This window comes from Rhodocyclus purpureus (genome assembly GCF_016653115.1).
Lineage (GTDB): Bacteria > Pseudomonadota > Gammaproteobacteria > Burkholderiales > Rhodocyclaceae > Rhodocyclus > Rhodocyclus purpureus.
In genome coordinates this window covers 80,832-98,838 of record NZ_NHRX01000012.1, presented here as the reverse complement: position 1 = coordinate 98,838, position 18,007 = coordinate 80,832, and the positions used below count along the sequence as shown (strand labels likewise).

Annotated in this window: 17 protein-coding genes; 2 read left to right on the top strand and 15 right to left on the bottom strand. The window is 66.9% G+C overall.

The genetic code is table 11. The annotated features are described in order from the left end of the window. The 4 genes from CCR84_RS02060 to CCR84_RS02045 all read right to left on the bottom strand — a co-directional run. On the bottom strand, positions 1–381 hold a 381-nt coding region (locus CCR84_RS02060), incomplete at its 3' end, for a SirB2 family protein (RefSeq protein WP_201209277.1). A gap of 129 nt (positions 382–510) precedes the next feature. Further along, positions 511–906 carry a type II toxin-antitoxin system PemK/MazF family toxin gene (locus CCR84_RS02055; RefSeq protein ID WP_201209276.1) on the bottom strand — a complete coding sequence of 132 codons (396 nt, stop codon included), beginning with the start codon at positions 904–906 and terminating at the stop codon, positions 511–513. Further along, positions 900–1,154, bottom strand: coding sequence for an AbrB/MazE/SpoVT family DNA-binding domain-containing protein (locus tag CCR84_RS02050; RefSeq protein ID WP_201209275.1), 255 nt, complete (start codon positions 1,152–1,154; stop codon positions 900–902). The genes CCR84_RS02055 and CCR84_RS02050 overlap by 7 nt, the downstream gene beginning before the upstream one ends. Before the next feature lie 175 nt (positions 1,155–1,329). Next, entirely contained in the window at positions 1,330–4,305 is a 2,976-nt protein-coding gene (locus tag CCR84_RS02045; RefSeq protein ID WP_201209274.1) for a S8 family serine peptidase, read from the bottom strand. A gap of 206 nt (positions 4,306–4,511) precedes the next feature. Between CCR84_RS02045 and CCR84_RS02040 the strand changes: the two genes are divergently transcribed. Both CCR84_RS02040 and CCR84_RS02035 read left to right on the top strand, forming a co-directional pair. After that, entirely contained in the window at positions 4,512–4,838 is a 327-nt protein-coding gene (locus CCR84_RS02040) for an antitoxin Xre/MbcA/ParS toxin-binding domain-containing protein (RefSeq protein WP_201209273.1), read from the top strand. Then, entirely contained in the window at positions 4,835–5,320 is a 486-nt protein-coding gene (locus CCR84_RS02035) for a type II RES/Xre toxin-antitoxin system toxin (RefSeq protein ID WP_201209272.1), read from the top strand. The genes CCR84_RS02040 and CCR84_RS02035 overlap by 4 nt, the downstream gene beginning before the upstream one ends. Before the next feature lie 196 nt (positions 5,321–5,516). On the opposite strand, the gene CCR84_RS02030 is transcribed toward CCR84_RS02035, so the two are convergent. From CCR84_RS02030 to CCR84_RS01980, 11 genes are all read right to left on the bottom strand, one after another. Continuing rightward, positions 5,517–5,960, bottom strand: coding sequence for a SirB2 family protein (locus CCR84_RS02030; RefSeq protein ID WP_201209271.1), 444 nt, complete (start codon positions 5,958–5,960; stop codon positions 5,517–5,519). A gap of 115 nt (positions 5,961–6,075) precedes the next feature. Then, entirely contained in the window at positions 6,076–7,869 is a 1,794-nt protein-coding gene (locus CCR84_RS02025; protein WP_201209270.1) for an acyl-CoA dehydrogenase, read from the bottom strand. A gap of 7 nt (positions 7,870–7,876) precedes the next feature. Continuing rightward, on the bottom strand, positions 7,877–8,296 hold the full coding sequence (locus CCR84_RS02020; RefSeq protein ID WP_201209269.1) for an acyl-CoA thioesterase: 420 nt from the start codon (positions 8,294–8,296) through the stop codon (positions 7,877–7,879). 13 nt (positions 8,297–8,309) lie between these two features. Continuing rightward, positions 8,310–9,077, bottom strand: a complete 768-nt coding sequence (locus CCR84_RS02015; RefSeq protein ID WP_201209268.1) for a 3-hydroxyacyl-CoA dehydrogenase — start codon at positions 9,075–9,077, stop codon at positions 8,310–8,312. A gap of 14 nt (positions 9,078–9,091) precedes the next feature. Beyond that, positions 9,092–10,366 carry a thiolase family protein gene (locus CCR84_RS02010; protein ID WP_201209267.1) on the bottom strand — a complete coding sequence of 425 codons (1,275 nt, stop codon included), beginning with the start codon at positions 10,364–10,366 and terminating at the stop codon, positions 9,092–9,094. Next, on the bottom strand, positions 10,363–11,133 hold the full coding sequence (locus tag CCR84_RS02005) for a crotonase/enoyl-CoA hydratase family protein (protein ID WP_201209266.1): 771 nt from the start codon (positions 11,131–11,133) through the stop codon (positions 10,363–10,365). Before CCR84_RS02005 ends, CCR84_RS02010 begins: the two co-directional genes overlap by 4 nt. A 29-nt stretch (positions 11,134–11,162) precedes the next feature. After that, positions 11,163–13,037 carry a feruloyl-CoA synthase gene (locus CCR84_RS02000; RefSeq protein ID WP_201209265.1) on the bottom strand — a complete coding sequence of 625 codons (1,875 nt, stop codon included), beginning with the start codon at positions 13,035–13,037 and terminating at the stop codon, positions 11,163–11,165. 10 nt (positions 13,038–13,047) lie between these two features. Beyond that, entirely contained in the window at positions 13,048–14,190 is a 1,143-nt protein-coding gene (locus tag CCR84_RS01995) for an ABC transporter substrate-binding protein (protein ID WP_201209264.1), read from the bottom strand. Between the two features lie 128 nt (positions 14,191–14,318). Further along, positions 14,319–15,065: an ABC transporter ATP-binding protein gene (locus CCR84_RS01990; protein WP_201209263.1), complete on the bottom strand. Its 747-nt coding sequence runs from the start codon at positions 15,063–15,065 to the stop codon at positions 14,319–14,321. Then, positions 15,065–16,912 carry a branched-chain amino acid ABC transporter ATP-binding protein/permease gene (locus tag CCR84_RS01985; RefSeq protein ID WP_201209262.1) on the bottom strand — a complete coding sequence of 616 codons (1,848 nt, stop codon included), beginning with the start codon at positions 16,910–16,912 and terminating at the stop codon, positions 15,065–15,067. Before CCR84_RS01985 ends, CCR84_RS01990 begins: the two co-directional genes overlap by 1 nt. Then, positions 16,909–17,943 carry a branched-chain amino acid ABC transporter permease gene (locus CCR84_RS01980; protein WP_201209261.1) on the bottom strand — a complete coding sequence of 345 codons (1,035 nt, stop codon included), beginning with the start codon at positions 17,941–17,943 and terminating at the stop codon, positions 16,909–16,911. Before CCR84_RS01980 ends, CCR84_RS01985 begins: the two co-directional genes overlap by 4 nt. Positions 17,944–18,007 lie beyond the last annotated feature (64 nt).

The following is an 18,007-nucleotide window of genomic DNA, read 5'->3' as shown; positions in this document are numbered from 1 at the left end:
AGCGATCGAGACCATGGTCAGGACGCAGGCCAGCGCGGCGAAGAAGAAGGCGGTGCGTGCCGAGTGCGTCCGCGCGCGTTTGAGCGCGTAGGAACCGAGGACGACATAGACCGGCAGCAGCAGCAATTTCATCCCCAGCCAGGGCTCGTCGATCGGGTTGCGCTGGCCGAGCGTCCACAGGCCGATGCCTGCGCACAGCAGCACCACATCGATGCCGACGCTGAGCCGCCGCCAGTTGGCCTGCATGGGCCAGGCGTGGCGAGTGAGCACGCCGGCACCGCGGGCGGCAAACAGCGCGATGCTCAGGGTCACCGCGCTGACGTGAGTCCAGAAGGTCGCCGTATAGAGCCAGGGAGCGGCGGCGAGCAGATCAGCGATCATCTCGTTCCGATTCCGGGGACGCCTGATTCGATACCGAACGATAAGGTGCGCCGTCCCCGAAATTCGACGCGGATTCGGTGGTGCTGGACAGGCCGCGAGCTCGCCGGCATGACGTCTCCGGAATTTGGTTCATCCGGCAGCGTCGCCGAGCTGGATGATCTGATCGAGCAGCGCACGCACCTCGGCGAACAGTGCGTCGGACAGGCGCCCCGCCGGATGCGGGTCGGCCCCACGAACGCGCCAGTCGAAGGACTTCGGCTGATGGCAGAGCACGTAGCTGGTCTTGTCCACACCCGATTCCCTGGTCGCACCGACGGCGACGGCAAACGGGTTGTCCGCATTGTAATCGGCTGTCGTCATCGGCAGTCCGATCACCAGCGAAGTCCGATCGTTGAAAGCTCGCGGCGACAGCACGAGGAAAGGATGGACATCGCACATTTCGCGCCCGGCCTGCGGATTGCAGTCGATCCAGATGATCTCCTGCCGGTCGGGAATCCAGGCGGCCTTCGGGCGCCGCGCTACCACCGCTCTGCTCCCAGGTTCTCTTCCGTTGGCATCGCCTCGCCACCGTGACGGCTCGCGTCGTAGCGTGCCAGACGTTGCTCCAGTGTCGGCCGGACCTCCGGGACAGGAGTGATCACGACACGTCCCGCCTCGACCGAGATGCGTACCCGTTGGTCGGCGTGCAGGTGCGCCTCGCGCGCAATGGCCGCGGGTAGACGAACGCCGAGGCTGTTGCCCCAATGCTTGATGTCGAGAATCGCTTCGTTCATGGCCGCTCTTCCTGTCGATTGTTTAAACAAAGTATAAACATCGTATCGTCACTCGGCAAGGATCAGCTATGCAGCACCAGTGTCCAGAGCTGCCGTGATGGCGACGCCAATTCGGGGGCTTATTTCTTTGGAATTAAGCATAGCGTCCCCGTAATTTAAGCCTGTAGCCGCGATTTCAGAACTCCCGTCTGACCGAGACGCCGAGCGCAGTGGCATTCCAGTTGGAGGCCGACTCGTTGCTGATGTCGAGTACGACACGCGTCAGCCTGCCGAGCTGTGCGACGAGGCTCGCGCCCAGGGTCAGCCGGTTGCGGCCGATGGCGGCGCTCTTCACTTCCAGCGACTGCCCGAGCAGGCGGGCATCGAGCCTGGTGCGGGTATCGGCAAACTCGTGCGCAAGGTTCGCCAGCATCGAGACGCGCCAGGCGATGCCCTTGGCCACGAACGGCAGGCTTGCGGATCCGCCGATCGCTGCCGCCAGGGACTGGTTGGTGGTCGGCTCGCCACGCAGTGCGCCGAGCGGCTGATTGCCGTTGTCCACAAAGCCGAAGCTGCGCATGGACAGATAGCTCAGGCCGAGCGAGGTCTCGTAACGCAGCGTGTCGCTCGCGCCCGTTCCCCAACCGGCCGCCATCGCAGCGGCCATGTTGACGATGTCGATCGTGGCTTTGTATTGCGTATCGAGCATCGCCAGCGGTCGGGTTGCATCGATCCTGCCGCTACCACCGCCGGCCGTCCCCTGCAGGTAACGGCCATCGGCAAAGCTGCGGCTGGCATAGCCCATCAGCTGCACGCTCTGCTGCGGGCCACCGCCCATGTTCCGCTCGATCCCCGGGCTGCTTTCCGCATAGGCCACCGAGACGCCGGCCAGCGTTCGCGCATCGAGCCGCTTCTGGAAGCCGCCCATGAAACCACCCAGCACATCGTCCATGGTGTAGCCCAGGCCGTCGCCGCGCCACTTCGTCGCCCGGCCGATCGCCTGCGCCCAGACTTCTTCCTGCGGCTCCCCGGGCAGGCCGGGCTGATCCGGAGCGCGCCAGGACGTGCCCTCGCAGCGGCGCTGGCGGGCGACCGCCTGCATGGTCTGATCAACGAGGAACTTGACGTTCTCCAGATTCATGCCGATCAACTGGGCGTAGCCGACGCCACCGAGTTGATCGAGGCTGGCCGGCAGGGTGCGGGCCGATTGCGCTGCCAGGCTATCGAAGAGATGCTTGATACCGACATCGGCCTCGCGAATGCCGGGCGCCGGCCGCCGGCCTTCCAGGATGGCACCGACCTGTTGGCGATTGCCGTTGCTGGCCGCGCCCGCGGCAGCGATGTCGGCATAGGAGGCGGGCGTGACATGGAAGCGCAGGGCCGTCGTCCCATAGACGAGATCTATCCGCGTTCCGGGCAGCAAGCCCTCGGCCGGTTGTGTCAGTTTCTCGAACTGGCCCAGCACACCGCCGGGGGCGCTGACGAACTGAAAGCCCTGCCCCAGTGGCGGGCTGTAGGCGTTGCTGGCCGGCGCGCTGATGCCGCGCAGCACGGCGTTCAAACTGCCACCGGCCTTGTAGGTGCTGGAGGCTCCGCTCAGGACGAGGCGGTCGTAGTTGCCGGCGCCATTGCCGACACCCGGGCCATCGATCTCGATGTCGATCGCACTGCCGGCTTGCTGCACGACCGAACCATTTACCGTGAGGGTACCGGGGGAATTCCCCGGAGCCAGCCGACCGCCGCTCGCCACGCTCACGTTCGCCACTAATCCCGTACCGCCGAGGATGCCGCCCTTCTCGACCGTCGTGTTCGAGACGATGGCGCCGTTGACTGAGAGGGTACCGCCGTCGATGACGGTATCGCCGGCGTAGGTGTTGATGCCATTCAGGGCTAAGCTACCTGCGCCCAGTTTGCTCAGACCGGCGCTGCCGGAAATGTCGTTGCCGAACGCGGACGTGTAGCCCGCAGTGACATTGGCAGCGAAGGTTTCCTCGAAGATGGCCGGCCCCCGGATGGCCTTGCCGACGTCCAGGAGGCCTCGTCCCCATTCGGCATCGGGATGCGCTGCCCTGCTGCCGGTGCTCAGGATCGTCGTGGCCAGGTTCTTGTTGCTCATCCAGGGGAAGTGCTCGGCCACCAGGGCGACTGCGCCGGAAACCAGCGGAGTAGCCATGGACGTGCCCGCCATCAGGACGTAGCCATCAGGCGTCTTAGCGTCGGCACCGACGATCCATTGGTCGCCCAAGTCCTGGCCTGCTTGCAGGGCTTGCGCGCCGCCACCCGGGGCGGCGATGCAGTAACTGCTGGCGACGCCGCAGCGGTTGGAGTAAGTCGTCAGCGACACGCCGTCATTGGTCGTGGCGGCGACGACGATGAAACCGCCCTTGGCCGCCATCGCCGCATCGTAGGCCGGAATGGTGGACTCCAGGGTAGGGTTGATCGCGACCTTGCCGTCGCGGCCTTCGTTGCCGGCGGCAAAGACCATGACGCTGCCGCGATCCAGTGCCGTGTGGATCGAAGCGAAAATCGGCGCCGAAGTGGGAAGGTTGCTGTCATACCATGCCCGAGGATCGCCCGCTCCGGCGGAGTCCGATCCCCAGCTGTTGTTGACGACCCGGGTCCCCTGGCTGCTGACATAGTCGAGCGCTCCAGCCAGCACCGGCTCATCGGCGCCTTCAGCGCCAAAGTTGAAGGCCCCGATCACCAGGCCGGCCTGAAAGGCAACGCCCTGCATGTTGTCTGGACGCACGGCCCCATCCAGACGCGCCGCCGCGATGCTCGCCACATGGCTGCCGTGGCCATGGTAATCCACCAGGAAGCTCGGGAAATCGCTCGTCCCGGATTTCCTCGTCATTGCGTCGTATCCGGCGACGATCGCGCCGCTGAATTCGAGGTGATCGGGGTTCATCCCGGTATCGACGACGCCGATGCTGACGCCCGCCCCGCTCAGCCCGGCGTCGTAGGCCGGGAGAAGATTGATCGTCGCCAAGGCCGGCTGATTGGAGTATTCCGGACCGGGGACGAATTGCGCGGCAGCGGGACTCGCGGCGGCAAGCACGGCCGCCGTGGCCAGCGTCAGGGTGCTTTTCGACAGCTTAAGCAGGTGCGGCGAAGGGAGACCGTTCAGCCACTCATCGCGCTTCTGCCGCAGGTCGTCCTGACTCGGGTGCATCGTCTCAAGCTGCCATTTTCGTGCCTGCTCATCATACTCCTGCTCACGGGCTCAGGTCTCATTGACCTGCATCGCCAATCTGGCAGCGTCGCCGAGCTGGATGATCTGATCGAGCAGCGCACGCAGCTCGGCGAAGAGCGCGTGGGACAGGCGCCCCGCCGGATGCGGGTCGGGCCCACGACCGTTGGCATCGCCTCGCCGACGAGATGGGCTGGACGAAGGAACACGCGATCAAGGCGCTCAAGTTCAGCCGATCGACTCTCAACAACAAGATTCGCGCAGGGCTGCCGCTCGACACCGCCGACTCCGAGCTGATGCTTGCCGTCATGGACATGATCGAGCAGGTGCAGAAGATGGTCGAGCGCTCCGGAGACGCGACGGGCTTCGATGCAGCCAAATGGCTTGCCACATGGATCGACACCCCTAACCCGGCCCTCGATGGCCTGCCACCGTCGGATTACCTCGACACGCACGAAGGCATACAAATCGTCCGCCGACTGCTCGCGCAGATAGAAAGCGGAGCCTACGCGTGACCGTATGCGTCTGGCGCATCGCCACCGACACGCCCGACTATACGGCGGACGAGCTCAGCGGGACAGGCGCCAGGATCACCGGCGGACGATGGAACCGAGCAGGTATCGCCGTCACCTATGCTTCCGACTCGATTGCCCTGGCTTGCCTCGAGACGCTGGTCAATCTCGGCGCGCATGCGCTGCCCTTCAATCGCTATCTCTTGCGCATCGAGATTCCGGAGGACGTCTTCGCCCGCAGAATCACTTTCGAGGATATCAACGCGGCTTCGGCACGCGTCGGCTGGGACGCACTCCCGGCGGGTAAAGTCAGCATCGACACCGCCTCGAACTGGCTGCTGAGCGGCCGTTCCGCGATACTCGACGTCCCCTCGGTGATCCTCCCGGAGGAACGCAACTACCTGATCGATCCGGCCCACGCTGACAGCGCGTTGATCGTTGCGGTGAAACTGCGGCGATTCGGCTACGATTCGCGGCTGGGCTGAGACGGTCCGGTACGTCACGGGCATGCGAGTGCCCGGCAACCATCCCAAACTGCTTGCGGGGTCAGGTCTCGCATTGTTGCATCACCCGCCCTGGCATGCTGACCGCGGTCGTCGAGCGAATCAAGGCCGAGTCACCGGGTGACAACCAGCACCCTTCGTGACCGGACGCAGGACGCGGCGAGCATCATCGGGCGCCTCAATGCAACAATGCGAGACCTGACCCCGTGCCCGACAACCATCCCCAAGGCTGGCGAGTGTAAGCGATCGAGACCATGGTCAGGACGCAGGCCAGCGCGGCGAAGAAGAAGGCGGTGCGTGCCGAGTGCGTCCGCGCGCGTTTGAGCGCGTAGGAACCGAGGACGACATAGACCGGCAGCAGCAGCAATTTCATCCCCAGCCAGGGCTCTTCGATCGGGTTGCGCTGACCGAGCGTCCACAGGCCGATGCCTGCGCACAGCAGCACCACGTCGATGCCGACGCTGAGCCGCCGCCAGTTGGCTTGCATGGGCCAGGCGTGGTGGGCGAGCACGCCGGCGCCGCGGGCGGCAAACAGCACGATGCTCAGGGTCACCGCGCTGACGTGAGTCCAGAAGGTCGCCGTGTAGAGCCAGGGAGCGGCGGCGAGCAGGTCAGCGATCATCTCGTTCTGATTCCGGGAGCGCCTTGTTCAATACCGAATGATAGCGTGCGACGCTCCCGAACTTCGACGCAGATTCGGCGCGGGGAAACCGGGGATCCGCCGCCCCCCCCCCCCGTCAGAACTCCGCCTCGGCAAACCGCGTCAGTGCCCCGCCCGCAGTCAGCACCGTCTGCGCATGCGCCGCCGCCTGTACCCCGTAGCTCGCCTGGTAGAAGCGTGCGAGTTCGACCAGGCTTTCGAGATAGCCGCGCTGGCCATCGGCCTCTCCCGCCGCCAGCCTGCGCCGCGCCGCCAGTGCCGCGCGGGCGAGTTGCCAGCCGCCGCTGACGGTACCGAGCAGGTACAGGAAGGGGACGGCGCCGGCGAGGACGTCGGCGAGTCGGTCGCGGCCGTTGGCGAGGATCCAGTCGGTCGCAGCTTCCAGCGCGTCTACGGATCCGGCGAGGGCGGCGCCGATGTCGGCGAGTTCGTCATCATCCGCGAGCGCGCCCACGGTCAGACGCAGGTCGGCGAGCAGTTCGCGCAGGGTGGCGCCGCCTTCGCGCAGGATCTTGCGGCCGACGAGGTCGTTGGCCTGGATGCCGGTGGTGCCTTCGTAGATGGTGATGATGCGCGCGTCGCGGTAGAACTGAGCGATGCCGGTCTCCTCGACGAAGCCCATGCCGCCGAAGACCTGGATCGCGTCGTCGCAGACTTCGTTGCCGACTTCGGTGCACCAGCCCTTGGCGACCGGCATCAGGAGGTCGACGTAGCGCCTGGCCTTGTCGGCGGCGGCCTGATCGGGGCTGTGGTGGGCGATGTCGAACCAGCTCGCCGCCGTGTACAAGAGGCCGCGCATCGCCATGTTGCGCGCGCGCATCGACAGCAACGTGCGCTTGACGTCCGGGTGATGGATGATCGGCTTGCCGGCTTCGCCGCTGACTGCGTCGCGGCCCTGCACGCGTTCGCGCGCGAAGGCGAGCGCGTACTGGTAGGCGCGCTCGCCGAGGCCTACCCCCTGCACGCCGACGCCGAAGCGCGCCTCGTTCATCATGATGAACATGGTTTCGAGACCGCGGTTCGGCTCGCCGACCAGCCAGCCGACGGCGCCGCCATTGTCGCCGTAGCTCATCGTGCAGGTCGGGCTGCCGTGGATTCCCATCTTGTGCTCGATCGAGATACAGCGAACGTCGTTCCTCTCGGCAGGATTGCCTTCGCCGTCGAGCAGGTACTTGGGAACGATGAACAGCGACAGTCCCTTGACGCCGGCCGGAGCGCCGGGGATGCGCGCGAGGACGAGGTGCACGATGTTGGGCGTCAGTTCGTGTTCGCCGTAGGAGATGAAGATCTTCTGGCCGAAGACGTGGTAGCTGCCGTCGGCTTGGGGTTCGGCGCGGCAGCGGGTCGCGGCGAGGTCTGAGCCTGCCTGCGGTTCGGTGAGGTTCATCGTCGCGCCCCACTCGCCGCTGACCACCTTGCGCAGCCAGGTTTCCTTCTGTTCGTCGCTGGCGGCGATCAAGAGCGCTTCGGCTTGGCCGACGTTGAGCTGCGGCAACATGGTGAAGGCCATGTTGGTCGAGAACCACATCTCCCAGACGGCGGTGGCGACGAGCTTCGGCAGCCCCTGGCCGCCGTATTCGACGGGCAGGCCGAGGCCGACCCAGCCGGCGTCGCGGAACTGCTCCCAGGCTTCCTTCCAGCCGTCGGGCGTGAGCACGCGACCGTCTGCGAGCCGGCAGCCCTGCACGTCGCCCTGACGGTTGATCGGCGCCAGCACGCCGGCGGCGAACTTGCCGGCTTCCTCGAGGACGGCTGCGACGAGGTCCTCGCTGGCTTCCTCGCAGCCGGGCAGTCCCGAGACTTGGTCGAGGCCGGCGAGTTCCCTGAGGATGAAGTGCATGTCGCGCAGCGGCGGGACGTAGTCTCTCATGGTCGCCTCACTCGCACAGCGCGCGGTAGTCCGCGGGGATCGGGATGGCGCGGATGCGCAGCGGGTTTTCCGGGTCCGGCATCGCGAAGACGCGCACTTCCCTGCCTTCGCAGAGGACGGTGTCGCCACGGCGCGCGACGTGGCGCATGACGAAGCTCTTGCTGCCCCAGCTTTCGATCCAGGTTTCGATCTCGATGTCCTCGCCGTAGGTCGCCGAGTTGCGGAAGCTCGCCTGCGCGTCGACCAGCGGCGTGCCGATGATCCCGCGCTGCGCGGTGGTGTCGCGCCAGCTGGGGACGCCGCAGGCGGTGAAGAATTCGCGGCTGGAGGTGTCGAACCACTTGAAGTAGTTGGCGAAGAAGACGATCTGCGCCGGGTCGCAGTCGCTGAAGGCGATGCGCATACGGTGGATGTTGCTGCGGGCCATGCATTTTTCCTTTCTAGCGCGGGGCGAGCCGGATCGCGCCGTCGAGGCGGATCGTTTCGCCGTTGATCATGACGTTATCGACGATGCTGCAGACGAGTTTGGCGAACTCGGCGGGTTGCCCGAGTCGCTGCGGGAAGGGGACGGCGGCGCCGAGCGAGGCCTGCACGTCGGGCGGCAGCGTGTGCATCATCGGTGTCAGGAAGAGCCCGGGGGCGACGGTGACGACGCGGATTCCGGATCTGGCGAGTTCGCGCGCGATCGGCAGGGTCATCGAGACGATGCCGCCCTTCGCCGCGGCGTAGGCCGCCTGGCCGATCTGGCCTTCGAAGGCCGCGACCGAGGCGGTGTTGATGATCACGCCGCGCTCGCCGTCGGCCTGCGCTTCTCCCCGGGCCATGGCTTCTGCAGCCAGCCGGATCATGTTGAAGGTGCCGATCAGGTTTACCTGGATCGAGCGCGCGAAGTCGGCGAGCGGCAGCGGGCCTTCCTTGCCGAGCACCTTGCCGGCAGTGCCGATGCCGGCGCAGTTGACGAGGCCGTGCAGGCCGCCGAAGCGGGAAAGCGCGAGTTCGACCGCGCCCTTGGCGTCGGCCTCGTCGGCGACGTTGGTGCGGTGAAAGGCGGCCTTTGCCCCGAGTTCGGCGGCGAGTGCCTCGCCCTGCGCGACGTTCAGGTCGGCGATGACGACGCGGGCGCAGGCGGCGTGCAGGGCGCGCACCGTGGCTTCGCCCAGACCGGACGCGCCGCCGGTGACGACGAAGCTGTTGTCTGCAAATTTCATGGCTGTTCCACTCCTCAGGCGACGTTTTCGACGACGATGGCAACGCCCTGGCCGCCGCCCGCGCAGGCCGACGCGATCCCGTATTGCTGGCCGGATTCCCCGAGCGCGCGCGCGACGGTGTGCGTCAGGCGGACGCCCGAGGCGCCGAGCGGGTGGCCGATGGCGATCGCACCGCCATGCACGTTGACCTTGTCGCGGTCGAGTCCGAGTTCGCGTTCGCAGGCGAGGTACTGCGCGCCGAAGGCTTCGTTGATCTCGATGCGGCCGATGTCGCCGAGGGCGATTCCCGTCCTCGCGGCGGCGGCGCGGATCGCCGGTGCCGGCCCGATGCCCATGATCTCCGGCGGGACCGTCGCTGCGGCGCCGCCGACGATGCGCGCCAGCGGCTTGATTCCGTTGGCGCGTACCCAGTCGCCGGAAGCGACGAGCACCGCCGCGGCGCCGTCGACGATCGCCGAGCTGTTGCCGCCGGTCTGGACGCCACCGAAGGCCGGTTTGAGCTTTTCCAGCGCCGTGTACGAGGTCGGACGTACGTGGCCGTCGCGTTCGAGGCGCTCGACGCGGTCGGCAAGCTTGATGAAACGCGGCTGGTAGCCGTCGAGTTCCCACTTGGCGTTGGTCACCGGTGCAACCTCGTCGGCAAACCAGCCACTGTCCCAGGCGGCCACGGCGCGCGCGAAACTCTGCTCGGCGAAGCGGTCGGTGTCCTCACGCGAGATGCCGTAGCGCCGGGCGAGCCGCTCGGCGGTGTCGCCCATGCCGATTCCCGGCGCCGTATCCTTGGTCGCCTCCCAGAGGAAATCGTGGAAATCGACCTGCCCCATGCGGAAGCCGGCGCGGTGCGTGTACGCGGCGATCGGGTTGCGCGACATCGACTCGGCACCGACGCAGAGGACGACGCCGGCGCGGCCGAGGCTGATCTGGTCGGCGGCGGTGAGGATCGCGTCGAATCCGGAGCAGCACAGGCGCTGCACGAGCAAGGCCGGCGCCAGCGGATTCACGCCCGAGTAGAGGCCGATGTGGCGCGCCAGGAAATAGGCGTCGAAGCTCGACTGCGCCATGTTGGCGGCGACGATGGCGCCCACCTCGCCCGCCGGGATGCCGCTCGCGGCGAACAGCGAGCGCGCCGCGTAGATGCCGAGATCGGTCGCCGAGGCATCGCGCAGCGGGCCGGCGTAGTCGGCGAAGGGGGTACGCCGGCCGGCGACCAGCCAGACGTCGTCGTAAGTCGCGGTCAGCGCCGCCGCCTGCGCCGCGGCGAAGTCATTCTGGTAGTCGTTGCGGCTCATGTACGGGGTCCTTGTCCTTTGCGCTTCAGGAATTCGCCGATGCGTTCGGCGACTTCGGGGCTGGTCTGGGTCACTGCAGCGGTCAGCGATTCGACGAAGAGACCGTCGTCGCTGGCCATGTTGTCGATGCGCGCGATCGCGCTGCACATCGCCCAGTTCGCCATCGGTGCGTTCTCGGCGACGCGTTCGGCGAGTTGCCGTGCCTTTTCGAGCGCTTCGCCGGCGCCGACCAGGTAGTGCGAGAGGCCTAGGCGCTGTCCTTCTTCGGCGTCGATGATGCGGCCGGTCAGCATCATTTCGGCCATGCGTCCGGCGCCGATGATCCTGGCGACGCGCACCGAGGCGCCGCCGCCGACGAAGATGCCGTGGCGGCCTTCGGGCAGCTGGTAGATGGTGTCCGGCTCGGCGACGCGGATGTGCGTGGCGCTCGCCAGTTCGAGGCCGCCGCCGATCACCGCGCCGTGCAGCGCGGCGATCACCGGGATGCCACCGTGCTGGATGCGGTGGAAGATGCGGTGCCACCACTGCGAGTGCTGCATGACGCCGAAGGGCTCGCGGTGCTGGTGTTCGGCGAGGTCGAGTCCGGCGCAGAAGTGCTTGCCGTCGCCGGCGAGGATGATCGCGCGGGTGCCCTCGGGGACGTTCGTCAGCGCCTCTTCGAGCGCGCGTAGCAGGCGGTCGCTGACCGCGTTGCGCTTCTGCGGACGCGCCAGCGTGATCGTGTAGATGAAGCCGTCACTCTCGGTCCTGACGAGTTGTTCGGTCATTGCGATTTCCTTGTCGATTTTCATGGGATTCAGACGGCTCCGTGGACGGTGATGACGGTCTTGTCGATGAGGTCCGAGTACAGGTACTCGACCAGGTCGGAACGGCGGTTGAGCACCGCACGCTGGTTGATGTAGCCCTTGTCGGTGATCTCGCCGGCCTCGACCGAAGGCGGCTCGGCGAGCAACAGCGCGCGCGCCGGGTAGGTCGAGCTGCCGCCGCCCAGGTTCTTCATCATCGCCATCCCCTGGCGGACGCGCGAAAGCACGGCCGGGTTCGACAGCAGCTGCTCGACCGGCGCGTCCGGCGGCAGGTTCGGGCACAGGGTGCGGCACTCGGGCAGGTTCGGGAAGATCAGGAAGCCGATCTCGTCGCGGTCGTGGCCGGTGACGACGATGTCCTGGGCGACCGGCTTCAAGGCGTCGATGCCGGCGACGCGCAGCGAGCCGACATGTACCCAGGTTCCGGTGAGCAGCTTGAAGTCCTCGCCGACGCGGCCGTCGAAGACGAGCCCCTGCGTCGGGCGGGCGACGTCGACGAACTCGACCGCGTCGCCGATCAGGTAGTAGCCCTCTTCGTCGAAGGACTTGGCGGTGACGTCGGGCTGCCGCCAGTAACCGGGAAAGACGTTCGGCCCCTTGACGCGGACTTCCATCTTGTCGGCTGCAGGAACCAGCTTCAGCGCAGTCCCCGGGATCGGCACGCCGATGACGCCGGAGCGAACCGCCTCGAAGTGGCAGTCGGACGCCATCGGCGCGGTTTCGGTCGAACCCCAGGACGAGACCATCAGCACCTTCTGGCCGGTGGCTTCGAGCGACAGATCCTGCAGCGAGGTCCACAGGTGCTGCGGCAGCGCGGCGCCGGCGTAGAAGATGAACTTCAGCCGCGAGAAGAAGTTGTCGCGCAGTTCCTTGTCCTCGCGCAGCAAGGGAACGAGCATGTCGTAGGCGCGCGGGACGTTGAAGTACATCGTCGGCGCGACTTCCTTGAGGTTGCGGACGGTCTTCTCGAGCAGGGCAGGCGTCGGCTTGCCCTCGTCGATGTACAGGGCGCCGCCCCAGCGCAGGACCATGTTGAGGTTGTGATTGCTGCCGAAGGTGTGGCTCCACGGCAGCCAGTCGACCAGCACCGGCGGTTCCCACGCCAGCACCGGCCACATCAGCTCCTTGGCCTTCTGGTTCGAGCACATCATGCGCTGCGTGTTGATCACCGCCTTCGGCGTGCCGACCGAACCCGAAGTGAACAGGAACTTGGCGATCGTGTCCGGAGTGACGCGGTTGAAAGCCGACAGCACCGCCGCCTCGTTGCTCGTCGCTTCGAGTTCGGCAAAGGGGATCGTCCCGGCGATCTTGCCGCTGGCGCCGCCGGCGAGGACGACTCCCGAATGCAGCGGCCGGATCGCGTCGAGTGCCGGCAGGAAGCGCTCGACCGGGTCGGCGTAGATCACTCCCGGCGAGAGGAGCCGGATGTTGTCCTTGAGCTTGCCGAAGTCCTTCGACATCAGCGAGTTGCCCGCAGAGATGGCACAGGACGGGACGCCGACGTGCAGCGCAGCGAACATCAGCAGCGCGTGCTCGATCGAGTTGTCGGAGAGGATCACCACCGGCCGCTCGGGCGACAGGTTCTGGCCGAGCAGCCAGGTGCCGATCGCCAGCACGCGCCGGCGCGCCTCGCCGTAGCTCAGCCTGACCCACGCGCCGGCGGCGTCCCTTTGCGCGAGGAACAGTCGCTCGGGCTCTTGCCGCGCCCAATGCTCCAGCCACTCACCGACGCAGCGCGCGTAGTTGTCGGCGAGCGGGATTCCCGAACGCAGGATGCGTGTTCCGTCGTCGCGCGCTTCGATCAGCACGTGCGGCGCCGCGAACATCCGCGTGGCGCCGGCCACCAGGGTATCGATTTTTCCCATGGCGCGCCCCTTACTTGCCGAGCAGCTTGTACTGTCCGCCTTCGACGCGCACCAGCACGCGCGCGCGCCGGTCGAGCCCGAAGTGGTCGGTCGCGCTCATGTTGTAGACGCCGTGCGAGGCGACGACGTCCTTGTTGCTCTCCAGCGCATCGCGCAGGGCCGCGCGGAATTCGGGCGTCCCCGGTTTTGCCTTCTTCAGCGCTAACGGAACCGCGGCTTCGATCAGCCGCCAGGCATCGTAGGCGTGGCCGACGAAGGGGACGAAGCTGCCGGCGCCGTATTTTTCCTCATACCGGGCGACGAGGTCGGCACCGACCTTCTTCGACGGGAAGGAATCGTCGATCTGCGCATTCACCACCACCGGGCCGACCGGCATGATCACGCCTTCGGCCGCCTTGCCGGCAACGCTGAGGAAGGACTGGTTGACGGCGGCGTGCGTCTGGTAGATCTGACCCTTGAAGCCGCGTTCGAAGAGCGTCGTCTGCGGCAGCGCTGCCGGGCTGCCGGAGCCGACGATCAGCACCGCGTCGGGCCTCGACGACAGCAGCTTGAGCACCTGGCCGCTGACCGAAGTGTCGTTGCGCGCGTAGCGCTCGACGGCGGCGAGCTTGATCCCGGCCTTGGCGAGCATCGGCGTCACCGCCGTCAGCCAGTCTTCGCCGTAGGCGTCCGAAAAGCCGATGAAGCCGACGCTCTTCACGCCGGAAGCCTTCATGTGCTCGACGATCGCGCCGGCCATCAGGCTGTTGTTCTGCGGCGTGCGGAAGACCCAGTGCGAGCGGTCGGCGGCGATGCTGATCGGCGACAGCGCCAGCTGCGGCGTCTTGCTCTCGAAGGCGACTTCCGACAGGGCGATCGCCGCAGGCGTCGTCGACGAGCCGACCAGCACGTCGGCCTTGTCCTCGGAGACCAGCTTGCGCGCGTTCTTGGTGGCGACCGACGGGTCGGTGGCGTCGTCGAGGACGACGTATTTCACCGCCTCACCGCCGATCTTGTTCGGCAGCAGCGCAAAGACGTTCTTCTGCGGGATCCCGAGGGAAGCGCCGGGACCGGTCGACGACAGCGAGACGCCGACGGTGATGTCGGCGAACACCGCCTGGCTGGAAAACAGCGCAACGGTGGACAGAAGGGCTGCTAGTTTGCTCATCTTCATGGTCTTCTCCTTGGGGGTGCTGCCTTGTCGCCAAGGCAGTCGTGGCTGCGGGTCGGTGCGCCCGCTGGTTTTTCAAGTTTCGGCTACGGGCTCTTGCGCCCGCTCGTCTTCTCCTCCGCCGGCGCCGCTCAGGCCGCCAGCATGTCCTGATGCTTGCCGCCGAGGCCGAGATAGGTGTCGATCACGCGCGGATCGTCGCGCAGGGCTGCTGCGGGTCCCTCCATCGCCACCGCCCCGGTTTCGAGCACGTAGGCATAGTCGGCGACCGCCAGCGCGGCGCGCGCGTTCTGCTCGACCAGCAGGATCGACACGCCGCGGCGCCGGAGCTCGGCGATGATGCGGAAGATCTCGCGCGTGATCAGCGGCGCCAGCCCGAGGCTCGGCTCGTCGAGCATCAGCAGCTTGGGCTTGGCCATCAGCGCGCGGCCGACGGCGAGCATCTGCCGCTCGCCCCCGGACAGCGTGCCGGCCATCTGCGTGCGCCGTTCCTTCAGGCGCGGGAAGATTTCATAGACCTCGGCCATGGTCTCCCGATACCTGCGGTCGCCGTTGCGGTAGCGGTGGAAGGCGCCAAGCTCGAGGTTGTCCTCCACGCTCATCTCGCCGAACAGTTCGCGTTTCTCGGGAACGAGGCTCATGCCGCAGGCGACCAGGTGCTCGACGTCGGGCGTGGTCTCCAGCCTGCCGTCGAAGTTCACCGTACCGCGGCTCCCGAGCAGCCCGATGATCGCCGACAGCATGGTCGTCTTGCCGGCGCCATTCGGGCCGATCACGGTGACGATCTGCCCTTCGCCGACCTTGATGCTGGCGTTGGACAGCGCCTCGACCTTGCCGTAGGACACGCACAGATCGCTCACTTCCAGGATGTTCCGCATCACTCGACTCCTCCGAGATACGCTTCGAGCACCGCCGGGTTCTTCTGCACCTCTTCGGGCAGGCCCTCGGCGATCTTCTGTCCGAACTCCATGACCACGACGCGATCGACCAGTCCCATCACGAAGTCCATGTCGTGCTCGACCAGGAGGATCGCCATACCCTCGCCGCGCAGCCGGCGCAGCAGGTCGCCGAGCGCCTGTTTTTCCTTCAGGCGAAGGCCGGCGGCGGGCTCGTCGAGCAGCAGGAGGCATGGATCGGAAGCGAGCGCGCGGGCGATCTCGAGGATACGCTGCTGGCCGAGTGCGAGACTGCCGGCTTCTGCGTGCATGAACTCGCCGAGGCCGACGCGCTCGACCTGGAGGGCGGCTTCACGCAGCAGGCGTGCCTCTTCGGCCCGGTCGAGGCGCCACGCCGCAGGGATGACGCCCTGGCTGCCGCGCAGGTGCGCGCCGATGGCGACGTTCTCGAGCACGCTCATCTTCGGCAGCAGGCGCACGTGCTGAAAGCTGCGGCTCATGCCGAGCCTGGCGATCGCGCGCGAATCCTTGCCGGCAATCGACTGGCCGCGGAACAGCACCTCGCCCGAAGTCGGCGTATCGACGCCGGAAAGCTGGTTGAACATGGTGCTCTTGCCGGCGCCGTTGGGTCCGATCAGCGCGAGGATTTCGCCGGCCTTCACCGACAGACTCATCTCGTTGTTGGCGACGAGACCGCCGAACTTGCGGGTCACGTTCTTCGCCTCGAGGATCACTTCGCCCGCCGGCGGCATCGGCTTGCGCGGCAGCGGCTTGGCCGCGGCATCGATCTTGCGCAGGGGAGCAGCGGCCGGCACGAGCCTGGCGAACAAGGGCCAGAGTCCGTCCTTGGCGCGATGCAGGACCAGCACCATCATCAGGCCGAAGACGATGACCTCGAAGTTGCCCGCCGTCCCGAAGATGGCCGGCAGCCAGTCCTGCAGCCACTGCTTGAGGATGGTGATGACGCCGGCGCCGGCAATCGCGCCCCATACCTGTCCGGCGCCGCCGACGACGGCCATGAACAGGTATTCGATGCCGACATGCACGCCGAAGGGCGTCGGATTGACGAAGCGCTGCAGGTGCGCGAACAGCCAGCCCGAGGTCGCCGCGTGCAGGGCGGCGATGACGAAGATGATCATGCGCGCCCGCGAGGTATCGACGCCCATCGACTCGGCCATCACCTGGCCGCCCTTGAGCGCGCGGATGGCGCGACCTTCACGCGAATCGAGCAGGTTCTGGGTGGTCAGGACCGCCAGCAGCAGGAATGCCCAGATCAGGTAGAAGATTTCGCGACCTTCGTCGAGCGTCCAGCCGAAGACGCTGATCGGCGGAATTCCGGACAGGCCCGAGTGTCCGCCCAGGCTTTCCATCGCGCCGAACATGAAGTAGAGGCTGATTCCCCAGGCGATCGTTCCCAGCGGCAGATAGTGGCCGGACAGGCGCAACGTCAGCGAACCGAGGATCACCGCGATCAGCGCGGTGAGCGCGAGACCGACCAGCAGCGCGAGCCAGGGCGAGCTGGCCCAGGCGATCCAGCCGGGCAGGTTCGCGGAAGTGGTCAGTACGGCCGTGGTGTAGGCGCCGACGCCGACGAAAGCTGCCTGGCCGAAGCTGGTCAGCCCCCCGACACCGGTCAACAGTACCAGTCCCAGTGCGACCATCGCCGCCAGCCCGATGTAGTTGAGCAGCGTGACGTAGAACTCGGGCAGCACCGCCGGCGCGAAGGCCAGCAGCGCGACGAAGCCGAGCACGATGTTGCGAGCGCAGAAGATGCCTGCCGGCGCCGCAGCCGGCAGCGGCAAGGCGGCGGCTGAACGGGTAGTGTTCATTCGTCCTCCTCGATGTGATGGCTCGTCAGCGAACGCCAGACGAGTACCGGAATGATCAGCGTGAACACGAAGACCTCCTTGTAAGCGCTGGCCCAGAAAGACGAGAACGACTCCAGGATGCCGACCAGCAGGGCCCCTCCGGCGGCGACCGGGAAACTGGCGAGACCGCCGATGATCGCGGCCACGAAGCCCTTCAGTCCGATCAGGAAGCCGGTGTCGTAATAGATGGTCGTCACCGGCGCGATCAGGATTCCGGAGAGAACGCCGATGAATGCCGCCAGCAGGAAGGTCAGCTTGCCGGCGAAGACCGGCGAGAAGCCCATCAGCCGCGCGCCGTTGCGGTTGAGCGCGGTGGCACGCAGCGCCTTGCCGTAGAGGCTGCGCCCGAAGAACAGCCACAGCGCGACGATCAGCCCTGCGGAAGCGAGCAGCACCCAGACCTGCTGTCCGCTCAGGCTGACGCTGCCGAGCGCGAACTGCGCATCTAAGAAGGGCTGGGTGCGCGCGCCCTCGGCGCCGAAGAAGAGCAGCCCGAGACCGACCATCGACACGTGGATCGCCACCGAGACGATCAGCAGTACCAGCACCGGGCTTTCCGCGACCGGCTGGAACGCCAGGCGGTAGAGCAGCGGGCCGGTCGGGACCACGATCGCCAGCGTCAGCGCCGCCTGCACGAGCAGCGAGTCGCTCGCCGGCAGGAAATTGACCAGCGCCGCGAGCAGGAGCGGATAGCCGAGCGACCAACCGAGACTGCTCGCCAGTCCGTCGCTGGAGGCGCCACGCAGCACGCGGAACAGGTCGAGCGCGGCGACACAGACGCCCATCGCCACCAGCAGCCAGAGGGTTCCGGGAACCTTGCCCTGTTGCAGCATGGCCATGGTCAGCGCCCCGTAGGCGACAAACTCGCCCTGCGGAATGAAGATCACCCGTGTCACCGAAAACACCAGCACCAGCGCGAGCGCCAGCAGCGCATACACGGCGCCCGAGGTGATTCCGTCCTGGGTCAGGATCAGTGCAATGTCCAGATCCATCAGCTTCCTCCCTGGCCGTCAAGTGCGCCTGGCACGCAGATTCGGCGTGCCGGGAGGAAGCAGC